17 protein-coding genes are annotated in these 20202 nt (G+C 76.0%); 7 read left to right on the top strand and 10 right to left on the bottom strand.

Translation table 11 applies throughout. The features are described from left to right. Positions 1 to 93 precede the first annotated feature (93 nt). The gene (locus ACFY61_RS14290) at positions 94 to 828 is read right to left on the bottom strand and encodes a MerR family transcriptional regulator (protein WP_389471356.1); all 735 of its coding nucleotides are present in this window, start codon (positions 826 to 828) and stop codon (positions 94 to 96) included. A gap of 134 nt (positions 829 to 962) precedes the next feature. Here ACFY61_RS14290 and ACFY61_RS14285 point away from each other — a divergent pair, with 134 nt between their 5' ends. Continuing rightward, positions 963 to 1472, top strand: coding sequence for a hypothetical protein (locus ACFY61_RS14285; protein WP_389471353.1), 510 nt, complete (start codon positions 963 to 965; stop codon positions 1470 to 1472). Positions 1473 to 1483: 11 nt separating this feature from the next. Here ACFY61_RS14285 and ACFY61_RS14280 read toward each other — a convergent pair whose 3' ends face one another. From ACFY61_RS14280 to ACFY61_RS14270, 3 genes are all read right to left on the bottom strand, one after another. After that, on the bottom strand, positions 1484 to 1777 hold the full coding sequence (locus ACFY61_RS14280; protein WP_389471351.1) for an antibiotic biosynthesis monooxygenase: 294 nt from the start codon (positions 1775 to 1777) through the stop codon (positions 1484 to 1486). 38 nt (positions 1778 to 1815) lie between these two features. Continuing rightward, positions 1816 to 1983, bottom strand: coding sequence for a hypothetical protein (locus ACFY61_RS14275; protein WP_389471348.1), 168 nt, complete (start codon positions 1981 to 1983; stop codon positions 1816 to 1818). 118 nt (positions 1984 to 2101) lie between these two features. Further along, positions 2102 to 3646 (bottom strand): ATP-dependent DNA ligase, encoded by a 1545-nt coding sequence (locus ACFY61_RS14270; RefSeq protein ID WP_389471346.1) that lies wholly within the window; start codon positions 3644 to 3646, stop codon positions 2102 to 2104. A gap of 286 nt (positions 3647 to 3932) precedes the next feature. On the opposite strand from ACFY61_RS14270, the gene ACFY61_RS14265 reads away from it, so the two are divergent. Beyond that, entirely contained in the window at positions 3933 to 6764 is a 2832-nt protein-coding gene (locus ACFY61_RS14265; protein ID WP_389471343.1) for an alpha/beta fold hydrolase, read from the top strand. Further along, a complete protein-coding gene (locus ACFY61_RS14260) occupies positions 6761 to 7657 on the top strand; it encodes an ABC transporter permease (protein WP_389471340.1) in 897 nt (298 codons plus the stop codon). Before ACFY61_RS14265 ends, ACFY61_RS14260 begins: the two co-directional genes overlap by 4 nt. Before the next feature lie 96 nt (positions 7658 to 7753). Here ACFY61_RS14260 and ACFY61_RS14255 read toward each other — a convergent pair whose 3' ends face one another. Further along, positions 7754 to 8722, bottom strand: coding sequence for an aldo/keto reductase (locus ACFY61_RS14255; protein ID WP_389471337.1), 969 nt, complete (start codon positions 8720 to 8722; stop codon positions 7754 to 7756). A gap of 63 nt (positions 8723 to 8785) precedes the next feature. Next, entirely contained in the window at positions 8786 to 10573 is a 1788-nt protein-coding gene (locus ACFY61_RS14250; RefSeq protein ID WP_389471335.1) for a beta-galactosidase family protein, read from the bottom strand. A gap of 235 nt (positions 10574 to 10808) precedes the next feature. On the opposite strand from ACFY61_RS14250, the gene ACFY61_RS14245 reads away from it, so the two are divergent. Continuing rightward, entirely contained in the window at positions 10809 to 11801 is a 993-nt protein-coding gene (locus tag ACFY61_RS14245; protein WP_389472058.1) for a hydroxyacid dehydrogenase, read from the top strand. On the opposite strand, the gene ACFY61_RS14240 is transcribed toward ACFY61_RS14245, so the two are convergent. Both ACFY61_RS14240 and ACFY61_RS14235 read right to left on the bottom strand, forming a co-directional pair. Further along, positions 11762 to 12580: a sugar phosphate isomerase/epimerase family protein gene (locus tag ACFY61_RS14240; protein WP_389471333.1), complete on the bottom strand. Its 819-nt coding sequence runs from the start codon at positions 12578 to 12580 to the stop codon at positions 11762 to 11764. The two genes, ACFY61_RS14245 and ACFY61_RS14240, sit on opposite strands and share 40 nt — an antisense overlap. Positions 12581 to 12802: 222 nt before the next feature. Beyond that, positions 12803 to 13330 (bottom strand): GNAT family N-acetyltransferase, encoded by a 528-nt coding sequence (locus ACFY61_RS14235; protein WP_389471331.1) that lies wholly within the window; start codon positions 13328 to 13330, stop codon positions 12803 to 12805. A gap of 281 nt (positions 13331 to 13611) precedes the next feature. On the opposite strand from ACFY61_RS14235, the gene ACFY61_RS14230 reads away from it, so the two are divergent. After that, positions 13612 to 14943: a glycoside hydrolase family 18 protein gene (locus ACFY61_RS14230; RefSeq protein ID WP_389471328.1), complete on the top strand. Its 1332-nt coding sequence runs from the start codon at positions 13612 to 13614 to the stop codon at positions 14941 to 14943. A 493-nt stretch (positions 14944 to 15436) separates the two neighbouring features. Here ACFY61_RS14230 and ACFY61_RS14225 read toward each other — a convergent pair whose 3' ends face one another. Both ACFY61_RS14225 and ACFY61_RS14220 read right to left on the bottom strand, forming a co-directional pair. Beyond that, the gene (locus ACFY61_RS14225) at positions 15437 to 16441 is read right to left on the bottom strand and encodes a PfkB family carbohydrate kinase (RefSeq protein WP_389471325.1); all 1005 of its coding nucleotides are present in this window, start codon (positions 16439 to 16441) and stop codon (positions 15437 to 15439) included. After that, positions 16438 to 17211 (bottom strand): bifunctional 4-hydroxy-2-oxoglutarate aldolase/2-dehydro-3-deoxy-phosphogluconate aldolase, encoded by a 774-nt coding sequence (locus tag ACFY61_RS14220; protein WP_389471323.1) that lies wholly within the window; start codon positions 17209 to 17211, stop codon positions 16438 to 16440. The genes ACFY61_RS14225 and ACFY61_RS14220 overlap by 4 nt, the downstream gene beginning before the upstream one ends. Before the next feature lie 91 nt (positions 17212 to 17302). On the opposite strand from ACFY61_RS14220, the gene ACFY61_RS14215 reads away from it, so the two are divergent. Next, complete coding sequence (locus ACFY61_RS14215; protein ID WP_389471321.1) at positions 17303 to 18133, top strand: IclR family transcriptional regulator; 831 nt, start codon at positions 17303 to 17305, stop codon at positions 18131 to 18133. A 138-nt stretch (positions 18134 to 18271) separates the two neighbouring features. Then, a complete protein-coding gene (locus ACFY61_RS14210; protein WP_389471319.1) occupies positions 18272 to 19936 on the top strand; it encodes a sigma-70 family RNA polymerase sigma factor in 1665 nt (554 codons plus the stop codon). The last annotated feature ends 266 nt before the right edge of the window (positions 19937 to 20202 follow it).

The following is a 20202-nucleotide window of genomic DNA, read 5'->3' as shown; positions in this document are numbered from 1 at the left end:
CTAAGGCTTACCTAAGCTGGTACCCGGGGTCTGGTTATCACCCCATAAGCGTGCCTTATGGCCTACTCGGCGCCCCCCGGCGGCAGCCGGGCCTCAGCCCTCGTCCGCGCCGCCGGGCGGCCGGGCGCCGCCGAAGTGCCGGGCCGACTTGGACTCCTGGGCCAGGCGGCGGAGCGCCAGCAGGGCGGGTTCGAGGAGGATCGTGACCAGGACGGCCCGTTCGGCCTGGGCCAGCAGGTCGCGGTCGCCCCGCATCTGCCGCATGTCCTCGTCGGCCATGCCGTCGGCGAGACGGGCGTAGGGCAGCAGGCCGCGCCAGTCGATGTCCGCTTCCAGGCCGGCGAGCGCGGTCAGGACCTCCGCCACGGTGCGGGCGGCAGGGTTGCCCGGGGAGACGTCCCACCCCATCTCCGCGATCAGCCGGCGCGCGTCGGCCAGACCCGCCGACTCCGGCCCCGCCGCCGACCCCGCCGACGCCGGCTCCGGCGACGCCGGCTCCGGCGACGCCGCTTCCGAGCCGGCCGCGCGCTCGCGGTGCGGCTCCCGTTCCAGTGCGGCCGGGCGGACGCCCAGCACGATCCCGAAGACCTGGTGCAGGTCCTCCTGACCGGCGGCGATCGCGTCCAGGATCTCCTTCGTCGCACCGGCCGACAGCCCGCGCGTCGCGATCAGGGTGCGGATGAGACGGAGCCGGCGGACGTGGTCCTCGCCGTATTCGGCCTGGTTGGACGCGGTGGCCCGGCCCGGGGGCAGCATCCCCTCGCGCAGGTAGTGCTTGATCAGCGGCACGCGCACGCCCGTGCGCCGGCTGAGCTCGGAGACCTTCATCTGCTCGATCCTCTCGCCAACGGATAATGGATAACGCTATTATCCATTCTATCGAGGGTGTCTCGCACCCTCGACAGGGCCGGCTTCCAACGAGGGCCTGAACGCGACCGACCCATCGAAAGGAACTTCCTCTCATGCTCGGCACACTCATGCTCATCGCCGTTCCCACCGTCCTGTTCCGGCTGCTCGGCGCGTTCGGCGTCGTACGGTTCGCTACCTGGCGGGTGTCCGTGCTGCACGGCCTCGCGGCCATGCTGGTGTTCACGGCGAGCGCCCACTTCGTCCCGTCCGACCTGGGGCCCATGCCCGGCCACCACGACCTGGTCGCGATGGTCCCGCCGTTCGTGCCGTTCCCCCGGCTCGTGGTCTACGCGACGGGCGTCCTGGAACTCCTCGGCGCCGCCGGGCTCGTCCGGGAGAGCACGCGGCCGATGGCCGGGCTGGGTCTCGCCGCGCTGTTCGTCGTGATGCTGCCGGCCAACGTCCACGCGGCCGTCGCCGGGATCACGCTCGACGGGGAGCCGGCGACGCCGCTGTGGTTCAGGATTCCCGAGCAGGTGCTCTTCATCGCCATCGCCCTGTGGGCCTGGGCCCCGGCCCGCGCCGCGGCCGCCGCCCGCCGGACGGGCCGGGTGGCCGCGTAGCGGCACGGCGGCTAAGGAGTGGTGGACGTGAAGTGCCGTACCCGGAGCGGCGCGAGGAGGTACTCGTCCTCGCCCGGAAGGACCACGGGCTGGTCACGCCAGTGCTCTCCGGCGTAGGCCACCAGGTCCTCCTCGCCGCGCCACCGGCTGACGTACAGCAGCGAGTCGGGGGGCGCCAGCAGCACCTCGTGGGCCACCAGCCCCGGGTGCAGGTCGGGGAAGTCGCGCACCGCGGCGACGATCATGTCGCGGAACGCGTCGAAACGGTCGGGGCGTACGCGCGCTTCACTCACTCTGATGATCACGGCCACAGGTTGTCACGCACCCCGGTCCGCCGCCAGCGTCATGCGAGCGGGGCGGGCGGGGCCGGCGGGGCCGGCAGGGCGGTCGCGGCGGGCGGGGTCGGCGGTGGGGGCAGGAGGCCGTCCACGAAGGCACGGAGGCCCTCGCGGTAGCCGTCTCGGGCGGCCAGTTCGCCCCAGCGGCCGCCCACGGCGGCCAGGTGCGGCACGCGCGAGGCGTCGGCGGCCGAGCACCCTCACCGGCCCGGCGGCCGCCCCCGTACGCTGACCCGCTCCCCCGGCGCCGCCGCCCTCCCGGACCCGCACCCAGGCCCGGGCCCTCAGGGGCTACCCGGAAGCGGCGGCGCCGGGCGCCGCGCGCACCGTCTCCACCGTGTCGGCCTGGTCGGCGGTCTTGTCGGTGCGGTACCGGAGCACCCGGGCGAAGCGCAGCGTCACCCCGCCCGGGTACCGGGGCGAGCGCTGCACGCTGTCGTAGGCGATCTCCACCACCAGCTCGGGCCTGACCCGGACCGTGAACCCGTCGTCGCCGGTGGCCAGTTCGCGCAGCCGGCCGGTCTGCCAGCGCAGCATCTCGTCGGTCAGTCCCTTGAACGTCTTGCCGAGCATGACGAACCCGCCGTCGGCGGCCCGGGCCCCCAGGTGGAGGTTGGACAGCAGGCCGGCCCGCCGGCCGTGGCCCCACTCGGCCGCCAGCACCACCAGGTCCAGGGTGTGCACCGGTTTCACCTTGAGCCACTGCTTGCCCCGGCGGCCCGCCGCGTACGGCGAGTCCAGCGCCTTGACCACCACGCCCTCGTGGCCCCGGCGCAGGGTCTCGGCCCAGAACTCCCCCGCCGGAGCGGCCTGCGCGTCGGCGTCGTCGACGACCAGGCGGCGCACCCGCGCGGACTCCGGCAGCAGCCGGGCCAGGGCGGCGTAGCGCTCCCGGACGGGCAGGTCGAGGAGCATCCGGTCGCCGGTGGCGAGGACGTCGAAGAAGTACGGGGCCACCGGCAGCGCGGCCCGGGCGGCCGCCACGTCCAGCCGGGACCCGACCCGGCCGGCCACGTCCTGGAAGGGCACCGGGCGGCCGTCCGGGCCGAGGGCGATCACCTCGCCGTCGAGCACGAAGCACGGCTCGGGCAGCGCCCTGGCCACTTCCACCACCTCGGGCAGCCGTCCGGTGATCTCGTCCAGCGACCGGGTGTAGACGCGCACCTCGTCGCCGTCCCGGTGGACCTGCACGCGGATGCCGTCGAGCTTCTCCTCGACGCTGCACGGCGCGAGCGCGGCCAGCGCCTCCGCGAGGGACTTCGCCGTGCCGGCGAGCATCGGCTGCACCGGCTGCCCGACCCGCATCGCGAACGCGTCGAGGGCCGCCGCCCCGCCGGCCAGCACCGCCCCGGCCACCCGGGGCAGCGAGCCGTCCAGCATGACGGCGCGGCGCAGCCGGTCGGCGGGCACCCCGGCCGCCCGGGCCACCGCCTCCAGGGCCACCGCGTCCAGGGCGCCCTGGCGGACCTCGCCGGACAGCAGGCCGCGCAGGAACCGCTGCTCCTCGGCGGTCGCCGCGCCGAGCAGGCCGCCGACGATCCGGTGCCGCGCGGCCTGCGAGCCGGTGCCCGCCACGCCGGTCAGGGCGGTGAGGGCGGAGTCGACCGCGGCCGGGGTGAGGGTGGGCAGGCCGGCCGGGGGCACGTCCTGCGCCAGGGCCCGCCAGCCGATGCCGGGCCGGCCCTGCGGGAGCCGGCCGGCGAGGTAGGAGATGACCAGCGGGGCCTCGTCGGCGGGGGCGGCGGCGAACAGCTCCGCGAGCAGGGCGACCTTGCGCGACCGGGCGGAGGTCTCGGTGACCTCCCGGGACACGCGGGCGACGTCGGCCAGCAGCATGCCGCCATCGTCCCGCCCCGGCGGCCCTCGCGCAGGTCGGACGGGCCCGGGCGCGGCACCGGCGGGGAGCACGGCACCTGCGCCGGGCGCGGCACCGGCGGCGAGCACGGCACGGGCGGCGAGCACGGCACGGCGGCCCGCGGGCGGCGCACGTGCCCCGCCGGCCGGGCGGGGACCGCGTACCGCGCCCGCGGTACGCGTCCACCCCCGCGTACGCCCCGGGCAGGAGGCGGTGTACCCCCCGGGGTGCTCGGACCGGGCGGCCCCGCCGCCGTAGGGTGCCGGTATGAAGCTCCGACTGCCCCGGCGCCGCCGCGACCGCATGCTCGCCGGCGCCGCCGCCCTCACCCTGCTCGCGGGGGCCGGGACCTGGACCGCCACGTCGGCGGCCGGGGACTCGCCGCCCGTGGACCGGCAGGACCAGGTGCTGGAGATGCCCGGCGCGGCGATCGACACCTCGTACTTCACCTCCGGCGGCGCCGGCCCGGGCAAGCGTCCCGCGGTGCTGCTCGGACACGGCTTCGGCGGCAGCAAGGAGGACCTGCGCCCGCAGGCCGAGCGGCTGGCCCGGGACGGGTACGCCGTGCTGACCTGGTCGGCGCGGGGCTTCGGCCGCTCCGGCGGCCGGATCGGCCTGAACGATCCCGAGTTCGAGGTCAAGGACGTCTCGCGGCTGATCGACTGGCTGGCGAAGCGGCCCGAGGTACGGCTCGACGCGGACGGCGACCCCCGGGTGGGCGTCGCCGGCGCCTCGTACGGCGGTGCCATCGCCCTGCTCGCGGCCGGGCACGACCGGCGGGTGGACGCGATCGCCCCGCAGATCACGTACTGGAACCTGGCGGACGCGCTGTTCCCGAACGGCGTGTTCAAGAAGCTGTGGGCCGGCGTGTTCTTCACCGGTGGCGCGGCCGCCGGTGCCGGGGCCGCCCCTCCGCCGGCCGCCCCGGCCACCGGGAACACGGCCCCCGGGGACACGGCCGCCGGGAACACGGCCCCGGGGGACACGGCCGCCGGGAACACGGCCCCGGGGAACGCTGCCCCCGGCGCCGCCCAGGGTGCCGGCGCGCCGGGCTGCGGCAGGTTCCAGCCCGTGCTGTGCGCCATGTACGAACGGGTGGCGGTGGCCGGAGCACCCGACGCGGAGGCCCGCGCCCTGCTGGAGGCCCGCAGCCCCTCGGCGGTGGGCGACCGGATCAAGGTGCCGGCGCTGATCGTGCAGGGGCAGTCCGACTCGCTGTTCCCGCTGGACCACGCCGACGCGATGGCCCGGGCGATCTCCGCCAACGGGGCCCCCGTCGCGGTGGACTGGACGGCGGGCGGGCACGACGGCGGCACGGACGAGTCCGCCCGGGTGGCGGACCGCACCGCGTCCTGGTTCGACCGCTACCTGAAGGGCGACGAGCACGCCGACACCGGCCCCGCGTTCCGGGTCACCCGCACCGGCGGCATCGACACCACCAACGGCGACGTCCGGGTCCGCGGGGCGTCCGCGGACCGCTACCCGGGCCTGACGTCCTCACCGCGCCCCTTCCCGCTCACCGGCCGCGAGCAGGCCTTCGCCAACCCCGCCGGCGGGGCCCCGCCAGGCCTGTCCGCGCTGCCCGGCTTCGGCGGCGGCGCGCTCGCCGCGCTGGGCACCGGCGTGGCGGTGGACTTCCCCGGCCAGTTCGCCCGCTTCGACTCCGCGCCGCTGGACACCGAGCTGCGGATCACCGGAACCCCGACCGTCGGGGTTACCGTGCGGTCGACCGCCGCGGACGGCTCCGCCGTGCTCTTCGGCAAGGTGTACGACGTGGGGCCGGACGGGCGGCAGCAGGTGCTGCCGAGCCAGCTGGTGGCCCCGGTCCGGGTGACCGGCGCCACGGCGGGTGCCACGGTGGAGCTGCGGCTGCCGGCGATCGACCACAAGGTGGAGGCGGGGCACCGGCTGCGGCTGGTGGTCGCGGCCACCGACCTCGGGTACGCCACCCCGGCGGCCCCGGCCGGGTACACGGTGACCGTGCGGGGGCCGTTGCAGGTGCCGGTCGCGGACGGGGTGCGGACCGCCGCGGCGGGGCTGCCCGCCTGGACGTGGGGGCTTCCGCTCGGTGCGGCCGTGCTGGCCGTACTGCTGCTGACGGTGGGACGGCGCCGCCGGGCGGGCGGGGCTCCGGCCGCGGCGGGTCCGGCCGGGCCGGACGCGGGAGCTCCGGTCGCCGACGTACGGGTGCCGTTGGAGATCACCGGCCTGAGCAAGAAGTACGCCGGGGCCGAGGACCGGTACGCGGTGCGGGACCTGTCGTTCCGGGTGGAGCCGGGCCAGGTGCTGGGGCTGCTCGGCCCGAACGGCGCAGGGAAGACCACCACCCTGCGCATGCTGATGGGGCTGATCTCGCCGGACGCCGGGGAGATCCGGGTGTTCGGGCAGCCGGTGCACGCCGGCTCGCCGGTGCTTTCGCGGGTCGGGGCGTTCGTGGAGGGCGCCGGGTTCCTGCCGCACCTGTCGGGCCGGGCCAACCTGGAGCTGTACTGGCGGGCGACCGGCCGCCCGGCCGGGGACTCGCACATGGCGGAGGCCCTGGAGATCGCCGGTCTGGGCGACGCGCTGGAACGGGCCGTACGGACGTACTCGCAGGGCATGCGGCAGCGGCTGGCGATCGCACAGGCCATGCTGGGGCTGCCCGACCTGCTGATCCTCGACGAGCCGACGAACGGTCTGGACCCGCCGCAGATCCGCGAGATGCGGGACGTGATGATCCGCTACGCCGCCGGCGGACGCACCGTCATCGTCTCCAGCCACCTGCTGGCGGAGGTCGAGCAGTCCTGCACGCACCTGGTCGTCATGGACCGGGGACGGCGGGTGGCGGCGGGCCCGGTGGCCGAGATCACGGGCGGCGGGGACACACTGCTGGTGAAGCCGGCCGGGCCGGTGACGGAGGTGGTCGTCGGCAAGGTCGCGGCCCTGGAGGGAGTGGGTGCGGTGACCGTCACCGAGGACGGGCTGCTGGTGCGGCTGGAGGGTGCCACGGCGGCCGAGCTGATCGCCGAGCTGGTACGGCTGGACGTGCCGGTCAGCGCGGTCGGCCCGCACCGGAGGCTGGAGGACGCGTTCCTCACCCTGATCGGAGGACCGGCATGAGGGCGGCGGGTACGCGCGCGACGGCGGAGACGCCCGGGACGGCCGGTACGGCGCCCGGCTACCGGCCGGGACGGACGCTGCCGCTGCGGGTGGAGGCGCTGCGGCAGTGGCGGCGCCGGCGGACGCTGGTGATGGGCGGAGTGCTGGCGGCGCTGCCGTTCGTGATGCTCGTCGCCTTCGCGGTGGGCGGCGGGCCGGACGACGACCGCGGCGGCGCCGGCCGGGTCACCCTGATCGACACGGCCACCCAGTCGGGCGCGAACTTCGCCGCCACCTGCCTGTTCGTCTCCGCCGGCTTCCTCCTGGTGGTTCCGGTGGCCCTGTTCTGCGGCGACACGGTCGCCTCGGAGGCCAGCTGGTCCTCGCTGCGCTACCTGCTGGCCTCGCCGGTGCCCCGGGCCCGGCTGCTGTGGAGCAAGCTGGTCGTCGCGCTGGGCTTCAGCCTGGCCGCGATGCTGCTGCTGCCGGCCGTGGCGCTGGCCGTCGGGTCGGTCGCCTACGGGTGGGGGCCGCTGGAGCTGCCCACCGGCGGGGCCTTGCCGGCCGGGGAGACACTGGGCCGGCTGGCGCTGGCCGCCGGGTACGTGTTCGTGTCCCAGCTGGTGACGGCGGGGCTGGCGTTCTGGCTGTCGACGCGGACGGACGCCCCGCTGGGCGCGGTCGGCGGCGCGGTGGGCCTGACGATCGTCGGGAACGTGCTGGACGCGGTGACGGCGCTGGGCGACTGGCGGGAGTTCCTGCCGGCGCACTGGCAGTTCGCCTGGCTGGACGCCCTGCAGCCGCAGCTGGAGTGGGGCGGGATGGCCAAGGGTGCAGCGGTGTCGGTCTCGTACGCGCTGGTCCTGACGGCGCTGGCGTTCCGCGGGTTCGCCCGCAAGGACATCGTGTCCTGAAGCCGGCCCCTGAAGCCGGCTCCACCCTCGGTCCGTCCGCCGTGCGGGACCCGCGGGTCCGGGCACGGCGGACGGGCCCGCGGCCTCGACCGGTGCTCAGCCGGCGGTGGCGGCCCCGGGCCCGGCCCCGTCGGCGACGGCGGTGACCTCCGCGAGGAGCGCGTCGTCGAGCGGGCGGTCGGCGACGGCGGCGTTGGCCCGCACCTGCTCGGCGGAGGTGGCGCCGGCGATCACGGAGGAGCAGCCGGGCTGGGCGGAGAGCCAGCCGACGGCCAGCTCCAGCACGGTGCGGCCGTGCTTCTCGGCGAGGGCGGCGAGGGCCTCGACCACGTCGAGGCGGGCCTCGGTGAGGTAGGCGTCGCGGCCCTCCAGGCGGGAGCCGGGCGGGACGGGCGCACCGCGCCGGATCTTGCCGGTCAGCAGTCCGTTGGCGAGCGGGAAGTACGGCAGGACGCCGACGCCGTAGTGGCGGGCGGCGGGCACGAGGTCCCGCTCGGCGGAGCGCTCCAGCAGCGACCACTCGTTCTGCGCCGACACGAAGGGTACGGCGCCGGTCTCGCGGGCGGTGTGGGCGGCTTCGGCGAGCCGCCAGCCGCTGAGGTTGGAGTGCCCGATGTAGCGGACCTTGCCCTCGGCGACGAGTTCGGTGAGGGCGGCGAGGGTCTCCGCGATCGGGGTGGCGGGGTCCGGACTGTGCAGCTGGTAGAGGTCGATGTGGTCGGTGCGCAGGCGGCGCAGGGACTCCTCGACCGCGCGCCGGACGTAGGCGCGGCCGCCCCGGGCGCCGACGGCCGGGCCGTATCCCATGTCCACGCCGTCGTAGCCGAACTTGGTGGCGAGCACCACCTGGTCGCGGCGCCCCTTGAGGGCCTTGCCGAGATGGCTCTCGGAGCCACCGCGGCCGCCGTAGATGTCGGCGGTGTCGAAGAGGGTGATGCCGCTGTCCAGGGCGGCGTCGACCACGGCACGGGTGCCGGCCTCGTCGAGCCGGCCGCCGAAGTTGTTGCAGCCGAGGCCGATGGCGGAGACGTGGAGGCCGGAACTGCCCAGGGGGACGTAGCGCATGGTGTGTGCAACTCCTCGTCAGTGGATGGTCGCACGCTATCCCCCGGGCGAGCCTCGGGGGTGTCAGTGCGGGGTGAAGGGGGTGGGCCGGCCCAGGTCGGGGGTGTCGCGGAGGTCCAGGTAGGGGCCGGGGCGCTCCAGTTCGAGCACGACGACCTCGTTGGTGCCGGCGTGCCAGAGCGGGGCGGGGGCGTAGAGGGTGCGCTGGGGGCCGCGTGCGCTGTCGTGGTGGCCGAGCAGGAAGCCGTTGAGCCAGACCAGGCCGGCGGTCCAGCCGGTGAGGTCGAGGAATCCGTCGGCGGGGGCGGGCACGGTGAGCGCGAACCGGTGGAAGGCCGGGCCGGGGGCGCCTGCCGTACCGGGGTCGTCGGTGAAGGCGAGGGCGGAGAGGTCGGAGAGCGGCAGGGGCCGGATCTCCCAGCCGAAGAGCTGCTGGTGGCCGTGCCGGACACCGCGCCAGACGCCCTTGCGGTCGTCGAGCAGCGGCCCGTAGTTGACCCGTCCCTGGGCGCGGACGAGGACGTCGAGCACGACGCCCTCCTCGCCGACGGACAGGTCGGGCCCTTCGTCGGGGGCGTTGCGGTCGACGGTGCCGAGCGGCCGCCCGCCGGCGAAGAGGTACGCCCGGTCGCCGAGGCCGTCGATGAGGACGGGCATGGGCGGGCGGGGGCCGGTGACGGACGTCCGGTAGTGCATCATCCCGAAGTCCTGGCCGAGCTTCTCCATCGGTTCGGGCGCCGGGCGGTGCACGGGGGTTGAGAGCAGGTCGAGGGCGGGCAGCAGGGCGGCCGTTCCGGTGGGCACGGCCCGCTGCGGGGCGAGCCGGGGCGGGGGCTCGGGGAGCGGACCGGCGGGCAGATCGGTGTACTTCCCGATGACCTCGCGGAAGGCGTGGAACTTGGGGGTGAGTTCGCCGGCCTCGCCGATCGGGGCGTCGTAGTCGTAACTGGTGACGGTGGGCTGGTAGCCGGGTTCGCAGGGCCGGGAGCCGGTGTGGTTGGCACCGGCCCAGAAGCCGAAGTTGGTGCCGCCGTGGGCCATGTAGATGTTCACGGAGGCGCCGGTGGCGAGGAGTTCGTCCAGGGCGTGGGCGGCGTTCCGGACGTCGCGTACGTGGTGGTCCTCGCCCCAGTGGTCGAACCAGCCGATCCAGTACTCCATGGCGGCCAGTGGGCCCGTCGGCTGGTAGCGGCGCAGCGCGGCGAGGCGTTCGGCGGGGCGTGCGCCGAAGGTGGCGGTGGCGAGGCGGCCGGGGCGGGTGCCGCCCTGGAGCATGGCGTCCTCGGGGCCGTCGGCGGTGAACAGCAGGCAGTCCACGCCGCGTTCGCTGAGGGCGGTCTCGACGTGGGCGGTGTAGGCGGCGTCGTTCCCGTACGAGCCGTACTCGTTCTCGATCTGGACGGCGACGACCGGGCCGCCGTTGCCGGCCAGCAGTGGCAGCAGTTCCGGCACCAGCAGGTCGAACCAGGCGGAGACCTCGGCCAGGAAGGCCGGGTCGGAGCAGCGCAGCCGCAGGCCGTCGACGGCGAGCAGCCGGGCCGGCAGGCCGCCGAAGTCCCATTCGGCGCAGATGTAGGGCCCGGGCCGGACGACGGCGTCGAGGCCGAGGGAGGCGGCGGTGCGCAGGAACCGGCCCAGGTCGCGCCAGCCGGTGAAGTCGGCCTTGCCGGGGGCGGTTTCGTGGAAGTTCCAGGGGACGTAGGTGTCGACGGTGTTGGCGCCCATGGCGCGCAGCCGGCGGAGCCGGTCCTCCCACAGGGCGGGATGGACGCGGAAGTAGTGCAGGGCACCGGAGATGACGCGGTGTGACCGGCCCGCGCGCCGGAAGCCGTCCTGATCGTACGTGAGCATGGGCTGACTCCCGAGCGTGGGAATGCCGGTCGGTGGCGAATATAGAAACCCCCTCCCCCACCGTCCAGACCGCGCCCCCCGGCCCGACAGCCACGCGACGGCTTCGGTACGACCCGGCCGTGAGCGCGCGGCGGGCGTTGTCCCGGGCGGCCAGGGCGGCCAGATTGGTCCCCGACGACCGACCCGTGACCGCAGGAGCCGCCCAGTGACCCGCCGTCCCGTCGCCCTGCTCGCCATGAGCGCCGCCACCCGGTCCGCCGTGTTCGGCTCGCCGGAGGCCCTCCCCTCGCTGCTCCGGGTCGCCGACGTCGACCCCGCGCTGCTGGCCACCGACTTCGCGGTGCCGCCGGACACCGCCCTGGACCACCGGATGCGGGAGGCCGAGGTCCTGGTCACCGGCTGGGGTTGCCCGCCGGTGGACGCGTCCGCGCTGCGGCGGATGCCCCGGCTGCGCGCCCTGGTGCACGCGGCCGGCAGTGTCAAGGCCCACGTCACCGCGGCCTGCTGGGAGCGGGGCCTGGTGGTGTCCAGCGCGGCCGCCGCCAACGCCGTGCCGGTCGCCGAGTACACCCTGGCCGCGATCCTGTTCGCGAACAAGCGCGTGCTCCAGGCCGCCCACGCCTACCGCACCGACCGCGCCCCCGTCGACCTGCTCGCGCGTTACCCCGACGCCGGCAACCACCGCCGTACGGTCGGCCTCGTGGGCGCCTCCCTGGTCGGCCGCCGGGTGCTGGAGCTCCTGCGCCCCTTCGACTTCCGGGTCCTGGTGCACGACCCGTACGCGGACCCGGCGGAGCTGGCCGCGCTGGGTGCGGAGCCGTGCACGCTGGAGCAACTGCTGCGCCACGCCGACGTCGTGAGCCTGCACGCCCCGGCCACCGCGGAGACGCGGCACCTGCTGGACGCGGAACGGCTGGCGCTGATGCCCGACGGCGCCACCCTGGTGAACACCGCCCGCGGCTCCCTCGTCGACACCGGGGCGCTGCTCCGGGAGCTGGTCACCGGCCGGCTGAACGCCGTGCTCGACCACACCGAGCCGGAGGTGCCGCCCGCCGGCTCACCGCTGTTCACCCTGCCGAACGTGCTGCTCACCCCGCACGTCGCGGGTTCGCTGGGCGGTGAACTGGCCCGGCTGGCGGAGCTCGCGGTGTCCGAGGTGGAGCGGTACGCGCGCGGGCTGCCGTTCCGTCACCCGGTGGACCCGCGCCGGCTGGCCCGGTCCGCCTGAACCCGGGCCAGGCCCGCCAGGTACTCGCGGCCCTGGGTCAGCTGCCCGGGCAGTTCGGCGGAGCCGGGGTACCACCGCTTCTCGTACTCCCAGCAGACCCACCCGCCGGGCGGTACGGCCGCCACGGCCTCGGCGAGCGGCAGCACCCCGGCGCCGAGCGCGAGCGGGGTGAGTTCGCGGGGCGAGGCCACGTCCTTGACCTGGACGTACGCCAGGTGCCGGGCCAGGGCGCGGCGGGAGGCGGCCGGCTCCTCCCCGCCCAGCCAGGTGTGCAGTACGTCCCACAGGGCGCCGGCGGCCGGATGCCCGACCTCGTCCAGCACCCGGCCGGTGGCGGCGCCGGTGCGGTGCGAGTCGTGGGTCTCCAGCAGGATCCGGACGCCGTGGCGCTCGGCGAAGGGCGCAGCGGCGGCGAGCCGGCGTACGGCGGCGGCGTCGGCCGCGCGTTCCGGCAGCCCGCGGCCGCCGGCGAACACCCGGACGAACGGGGCCCCGAGGTCGGCGGCGAGCACGATCAGCGACAGCAGTTCGGCGACCACGAGGTCGTCCTCCCCCGGCGCGGCGACCCGGGCGTAACCGGCCACGGTGAGCGCCTCGACCCCGGCGGCGGCGAGCGTGCGGACGGCGGCGGCGCGGTCGGAGGATCCGGTTCCGGGGTGGAGCGGCTCCTCCGGGTGGGCGCGCAGCTCCACCCCGTCGAAGCCGTGCTCCGCGGCGAGGGCGGCGGCCTCCGCGATGGTGCGGCCCGGGACGCCGAGGGTGGAGAAGGCGTACTTCACGGTCGGTTCCTCCGCGGGTGGTGGCGTATGGGGTACCCGTCGGCCCGGGGTCCGCCGGCGGCCGCTGCCGAGGCTACGCCCCTCCGGAACCGGATCGTGCCACCGCGACGGCCTGGCTCGTCCGACCGGAGCACGGCGACCGGGTGGCACGAACGGACTCCGTGCACCCCCAGCGCCAGAACAGCGTTGTCGGACTGCGGGCCGGCCCGTAACCGTCGGTTGTCACCGGGCGACGGCGTGCAGGTCCCCGACGTACCGGTCGAAGCGCGTGCCGTCCTTGCTGCGCGTCGGCTTGCCCAGGGTGAACCCTGCCCGCCGCGCGACTGCGGCAGACGCGGGATTCTCCGGCTCCACCTGGATCACCGCCTCCGCCGCGCCCTCACCCGCCGCGTACCGGGACGCCAACAGGACCGCGCGGGTCGCCAGGCCGCGCCCCCGCCAGGACGGATAGAGGCCGTAGGCGACGTTCACCTGGCCGGGCGCCAGGCCCTCTCCTGCGAACCGCAAGTCGATCGTGCCCGCGAGCACCTGGTCGGCACCCGTCCGGACGCCGAACGCGCGGAGTGGCCCGCCGGTGTCCCACTGCTCCCGGCAGTGCCGGAAGTACGCGTCGACTCCCTCCCGCGTGCCGGGACCGCCGTTGAGCCAACGGACGAGCAGCTCGTCCTCCCCGGCGAGGTGCGCCTCGACATCGTCCGGACGCAGGGGGGACAGAGTGATGGTCCCTTCGGACAGCTCCACTTCAGGCATCCGGTGATCCTTCACGCCACAGCCGTCGCCCCGCCACCGGATTCCGCACGACGACTCGCGCGGCGGGTGCGATCGCGGCGTCGGTGTCAGCCGTGCGGCCGACCACTGGCGCGGGCTCCGCCCGGCCGGCGGCGCCGGGGAACGGCGGCGCGGACAACGGGTCCCGACTCCGTTCTCCGGGCGGCCGGTTCCTCCCCTTGACCAGCCTGGTCCAGACCAATACCTTCGCGCATGCACCGCCGCACGCCGCATCCTCCCGCCTCCTGACGCAAAGGAAGCCCATGCGCCGCAGCATGCTCGGCAGGCTGGCCGTCGCCGCCTGCTCCCTCTCCCTGCTGGCCGCGTTCGCGCCCGCCGCCGGCGCCGACACCGGTTCGGGAGCCGACCGTCACCCCGGCCGTGCGCTCAAGCGCGTCGGGTACTTCACGCAGTGGGGCGTCTACGGGCGTGACTTCCAGGTCAAGGACCTGGACACCAGCGGCACGGCCGCCAAGCTCACCCACGTCAACTACGCCTTCGGCAACGTGGGTCCCGACGGCCGGTGCTTCACCGGCAACGTGCCCGGCGAGGCCGACGCCTGGGCCGACTACGTACGCCCCCTGGACGCCACGGACTCCGTCGACGGCGTCGCCGACGACTGGCAGCAGCCGCTCGCCGGGAACTTCAATCAGCTGCGCGAACTGAAGGCCAAGCACCCGCACCTGAAGGTGCTCATCTCGCTGGGCGGCTGGAGCTGGTCCACGCATTTCTCGGACGCCGCCCTCACCCCGGCCTCCCGCAAGGCCTTCGTCGAGTCCTGCATCGACCTCTACATCAAGGGCAACCTGCCCCAGGACGGCTCCCGCGGCGGCCCGGGCGCCGCCGCCGGCCTGTTCGACGGCATCGACCTGGACTGGGAGTGGCCGGGCTCGGAGGGGGACACCGACACCCGGTTCCGGCCGGAGGACAAGCACAACTTCACCGAGCTGGTCCGGGAGTTCCGTACCCAGCTGGACGCCCTGGGCCGCGCGGGGAAGCGCGCGTACGAACTGACGGCCTTCGTACCGGCCGCGCCCGCGAAGATCGACGCGGGCTTCGAGGTCCGCCGCGTCATGCGGGACCTCGACTTCGTCACCCTCCAGGGCTACGACTTCCACGTGTCGGGCGAGCGGACCACCGCGCAGCAGTCCGCCCTGTACGCGCGGGGGGACTTCAGCGTCCACGGCACGGTGGACGCGTGGCTGCGGCGCGGCGCCCCGGCGCAGAAGCTGGTGGTCGGCATGCCGTTCTACGGTCAGGGCTGGACCGGCGTCACCGGCGGCGGTGACGGCATGGGCCGGCCCGCCTCCGGCCCCGCACCGGCCACCTGGGCCCCCGGCTACGAGGACTACGAGGCGCTGAAGCAGCTCGCCGACAGCGGCCGGTACCGGCTCCACCGGGACCTGCGCGGGGGCCACGCCTGGCTGTTCGACGGCACCACGCTGTGGACGTACGACGACCCGTGGGTGCTGCGCGCCAAGTCGGCGTACGTCCGCGAACGCGGGCTGGGCGGGGCCATGTTCTGGTCGCTGGACGCGGACACCCCGGACGGCGAGCTGATCACCGCCGTCGACCGGGGCCTGCGGGGCCGCTGACCCCGCCGCCGACCGGCGCCGCCGGGCCGCGAGACACCCCCGTCCCGGCGGCGCCCCACCCTCACCCGGGGCCCCGCCCCGACCCCGCTCCTCAAACGCCGGAGGGGCTGGATTTCCCGCCCAGAACCGGCCCGCAGGACCACACCCCCGCCGAGCCACTCCAGCCCGAGCGGCGATTGAGCGGGCCAGGGCGAAGCCCCGGGGCGCCTGGCGAAGCCGGGCCGCACTTCAAGCCCGAGCGGCGATTGAGCGGGCCCCGGCGGCGCCACAGCCGCACAGCCAACGCTCCCCCCGAGCACACAGGGCTCCGCCCCGAACCCCGCTCCTCAAACGCCGGAGGGGCTGGATTGCCCCACCGGAACCGGCCCGCAGGGCCACACCCCCGCCGGGCGAGACCAAGCCCGAGCGGCGATTGAGCGGGCCAGGGCGGAGCCACAGCCGCGCAGCGGGCACTCCGCCCCGCACCGGGCACCGGCCCGCAGGGCAGGCCCGGTCAGCCCCAAGCCAGGGGCTGACCCGCCGCCAACGCCTCCGTTTCCGCGAAGCCCGGCACCCGCCCCGTACCCCCGCGGCCGGAGACCGACAGGGACGCCGCCGCCACCCCGTACGCGGCGGCCACGCCGAGCGGGTCGCCCAGGGCCAGCCGGGCCGTGACCGTGCCGGTGAAGCAGTCGCCGGCCCCGGTGGCGTCCACCGGACGGGGGTTGGCCGGCACCGGCAGGTAGCCGGCCCTGTCGCCGTCGTGCAGGAGCAGCCGCCCGGCCCCCGCGGTCACCGCGACCGCCCGCGCCCCCAGCCCCCGGTACCGCTCCGCGGCGGCCCGCGGATCACCCGTGCCGACCAGGGCGCGGGCGTCGGCCGGACAGGAGGTCTTGAGCAGCCCCGTGAGCGGCGCGACGCGGGCGAGCAGGGCGCGGGCCTCGCCCGGGGTGGTGAGCCGCGCGCGGTAGTTGGGGTCGTACGAGAGGTGCCCGCCGGCCGCGTGCACCACCTCCGCCGCGGCGACCACCGCCTCCCGGCAGCCCGGCCCGAGCGCACCGGTGATGCCGCTGGTGATCAGCGCCGCGCCCGAGCCGAGCAGCGGACGCCACCCCTCCACGTGCTCGGGGCCGAGCGTGGAACCGGCGCTCCCCGTACGCCAGTACACGAACTCCCGTCCCCCTTCCCCGTCCGCGGACAACAGGTACGCGCCGTTGGGCCGCGGCGAACGCCGGACGTGGCTGACGTCGACGCCCAGGGCGGCGGCCCGCTCCAGCAGGGGAACGCTGAGCTCGTCCTCGCCGACGACGGCCAGCAGGGCGGTCCGCGCCCCGGCGGCGGCAGCCGCGGCGGCCGCGTTCAGGGCGTCCCCGGAGTACGAGATGCGGGCCGCGGTGCCGTCAGCGGCCTCGTGCAGGGCACGGTCGGCGTGGATCTCGACCAGCACCTCGCCGAGCACCAGGACGTCGTACCCCCCGGCGGGCCGGGACCCCGCCCCGGCCGCCGACGCCGCGCTCACGACCGCCCCTCCACCACGCAGCCGGCACAAGCACAGCCACAGCCACAGCCACAGGCACAAGCGCAGTGGCGGGCCAGCCCGGCGAACAGCGCGGCGAGCTCGGCGGGGTCGTCCGGCAGCCCGGCGCCCACACCGACGGCCGCGGCCCCCGCGTCGAGCCAGGGCCGGACCCCGTCGGGCCGGATGCCACCGGTGGGGACGATCAGCGCGTCGGGGAGCACGGCCCTGACGGAACGGACGAACCCCGGCCCGACGGCATGGGCCGGGAACACCTTGGCGGCGCCGGCGGCACGCACGGCCGCCGCGATCTCCCCGGGGGTGAACCCGCCCTCGATGAACACCGCTCCCCGGCGGTCGGCCTCGGCCCGTACCTCGGGCGCCGGGTAGGGCGAGACCAGGAAGGCGGCTCCGGCGTCGAGCGCGGTACGGGCCTCGCGGGCGGTGGTCACGGTGCCCGTGCCGACGAGCGCCGGCCGGCCGTGCGCATCGGCGAGCGCGGCCGTCCGGGCGACGGCACCGGCCCAGCCGGGCGTGGAGGTGGTCAGCTCCACCACGCGGCAGCCGGCCGCGAGCAGGTCGGTGGTCTGCCGGACGGCCTCGTCGGCCGAGGTGTTACGGAGGACCGGCAGCAGCCGCTGGGCGGCGATGGCCGCGTACGGATGGCAGCTCCCGGCCCGGAAGCAGGACCAGGGCGCGGCCTCGGACGGGGCTTCGGACTCGGAATCGGCCTCGGAATCGGACTGGGCCTCGGAATCGGAATCGGAGTGCAACGGAACCCTCCCCCCTGTTCCACGTAGTGGAACTCGGTACCGTATAACGGAACTTCCTGTGCGCCGACTCTACCCACCCCCGGAGGCCTCCGTGCCCGGTCCCGAGCAGCAACCCGACATCGACGCCGGAACCGCGCCGCCCCCGCCACGGACGCCCCGGGCCGGCGGCCGCACGTCGACGGCCGGCACCGCGCTGGAGAAGTCGCTGCGCATCCTTGAGGCGGTGTCGGCGCCCGGCGGGCCGCACCGGCTGACGGACGTGGCGGCGGCCGCCGCCGTGCCCAAGTCCAGCACCCACCGGATCCTCGCCTCCCTCGCCGAACAGGGCTACGTCCGGCCGGCCGGCGAGAGCCGGTACGCGTCGGGGCCGCGGCTGCGCGCCCTCGCCGCGGCCGTCGCGGGCAGCGAACCCCGGGGTGTCGGAGAGGTCCTGGAGGAGCTCCGCCGGGCCACCGGGCAGACCGTGCACCTCGCCCTGCACAGCGGCGACACCATCACCTACATCCGCAAACTGGAGAGCGACCGCCCCTTCCGCACGGCCTCGCGCACCGGCATGCGGATGCCGCTGCACACCACCGCGATCGGCAAGGCGGTCCTCGCCCACCTCACCGACGCCGAAGTGGCCGCCCTGACCGGGGAGAACGGCCCCGCCGCGCTGACCGCCCGTACGCCCCGGTCCCTGACCGGCCCCGCGGAACTGGCGGCGGAGCTGGAACTGATCCGGGCCCGCGGGTTCGCGGTGGACGACGAGGAGAACGAGCCGTCGATCCGCTGCGTCGGGGCCGCCGTACTCGACCCGGGGGGACGGCCGATCGGCGGCGTCAGCGTCACCACGGTCACCTTCCTGACCGACCGGGCGGAACTGCAGTCCTACGCCCCGGCCGTTCGGGCGGCCGCGGAGGCCCTCGCCCCACTGCTCTGAGCAGCGCGCCGCGCCGAGGCGGAGGAATTCGCGGAAGATTTCTTCGAAGGTCGTACGGAAAACCGTTATCCGGTGCCCCCTCGACGGTCTCCCAGGCATTGGGCATCATCGACCGGCGGCACGGACAGGGATCATCACATGAACGCACAGCACGACACGGCGGCCCTCGCGGCGCTCGTCATCGCCGCCCGGGAGGGCGACCCGCGGGCACAGGACGAGCTGGTCAGCGCGCACCTGCCGCTGGTCTACAACATCGTCGGGCGCGCGCTGGGCGGCTCCTGGGACGTCGACGACGTCGTCCAGGACACCATGCTGCGGGCACTGGACGGACTGCCCGGCCTGCGCACCCCGGAAAGCTTCCGGTCCTGGCTGGTGGCGATCGCCATGAACCGGGTCCGGGCGGACTGGCAGCACCGCCAGGCCGGCCCCGGCGCCCTGGACGAGGCCAGGGAGATCGCCGACCCGGGCGCCGACTTCGTCGACCTGACGATGCTCCGCCTGCAGCTGTCGGGTCAGCGCCAGGAGACCGCGCGCGCCACCCGCTGGCTGGAGCCCGACGACCGCGGGCTGCTGTCCCTGTGGTGGCTGGAATGCGCGGGCGAACTGACCCGCGCCGAGGTGGCCGAAGCCCTGGAGCTGTCCCCGCAGCACACCGCCGTTCGGGTGCAGCGGATGAAGGCCCAGCTGGAGGCGGCCCGGGTGGTGGTGCGCGCACTGGACACCGACCCGCCCTGCCCCGAGCTGGGGCGGGTGCTGGCCGGCTGGGACGGGCGCCCCTCGGCTCTGTGGCGCAAGCGGATAGCTCGCCACGCCCGGGACTGCGTGCGCTGTGGTGGCCTGTGGAGCGGCCTGGTCCCCGCCGAGGGCCTGCTGGCCGGCCTGGCCCTGGTCCCGGTGTCGGCGGCCCTGCTGGCCGGGGTGCGCTCGGCGGCCGGGCTGGCACCGGCGGGCTCGGCGCAGGCCGCCCCGGCGACCGCGACCGCCACGGGCCCCCGTTCCGGCTCCGGGAGCAGCGGGCGCGCCACCGTGGCCGGCCGGTCCGGGGCGGGCGGCGGCCGGGGCGCGCTCCGCCGGCGCCGCCAGACCCGGCGCCGGGCCGCGGGAGCCGCCGTCGCCGCCGCCTGCGTGGCCGGCGGGGGCCTCTGGTACGCCGCGACCGGGCCCGACGGCACCGGGGCCGAGGCCGGCCGGCGGACCCCCGCGTCCCCCGTGGTGGCCTTGTCCGCCCCCGAGGCCTCCGCGGCGGCACCCGCACCCTCCGCCCCGCCGTCGGCCCCGGCTTCCGCCTCGCCGTCCCCGTCCGGGTCGCCCTCCAGCGCCCCGGCCGCACCGAAGGGTCCGTCGAAGCCGACGGCCAGGAGCGCCACTCCGACGAGGAGTTCCACCTCTCCGGCACCGCGCGCGGCCTCCCCCGCCCCTACGGGGGCGGTGGCGCGGGTGGTGGCCCTCGTCAACAAGGAGCGGGCGGCGGCCGGCTGCGGTCCGCTCAGGGACGACGCCCGGCTGCGCGCCGCCGCGCAGGGCCACTCCGCGGACATGGCGAACCGCGACTTCTTCGACCACACCAACCCGGACGGCGCCGACCCCGGGGAGCGCACCACGGCCGCCGGCTACCGCTGGTCGACGTACGGCGAGAACATCGCCCGGGGGCAGCAGACGCCGGAGGCGGTGATGGAGTCCTGGATGAAGAGCCCCGGTCACCGGGCCAACATCCTCAACTGCGACTTCAAGGACATCGGCGTGGGCATCCAGAAGGGCTCGGGCGGCCCGTGGTGGACCCAGAACTTCGGCGCCAGGCGCTGACCGTCCCGCCTACCGGCCACCGACCTCCCCCGGCCGGTGCCGGGTGCCCCGTGCCCCGGCCCGCTCACGGGCCGCGAGCGGGGTGGGGGTGGCCGGGCCTGCTCGGGCGGGGCTTCGTCAGCGGGACGGGGGTGGGGGTGGCTGGGCCCACTCGGGCGGGGGCGTTGGGTGCGTCGGGGTGGTTGCCCGTCCGTCCCATCGTCCTTCCGGGGCGTGCGGCGGCGTCAAGGGCGCTCCTTCGTCGCGTCGCTGCGCGATGGCCTGCG

It is taken from the genome of Streptomyces sp. NPDC012888 (genome assembly GCF_042900645.1).
Taxonomy (GTDB): domain Bacteria; phylum Actinomycetota; class Actinomycetes; order Streptomycetales; family Streptomycetaceae; genus Streptomyces.
The sequence above is the reverse complement of the archived record's forward strand: the minus strand, read 5'-3'. Positions and strand labels throughout refer to the sequence as shown.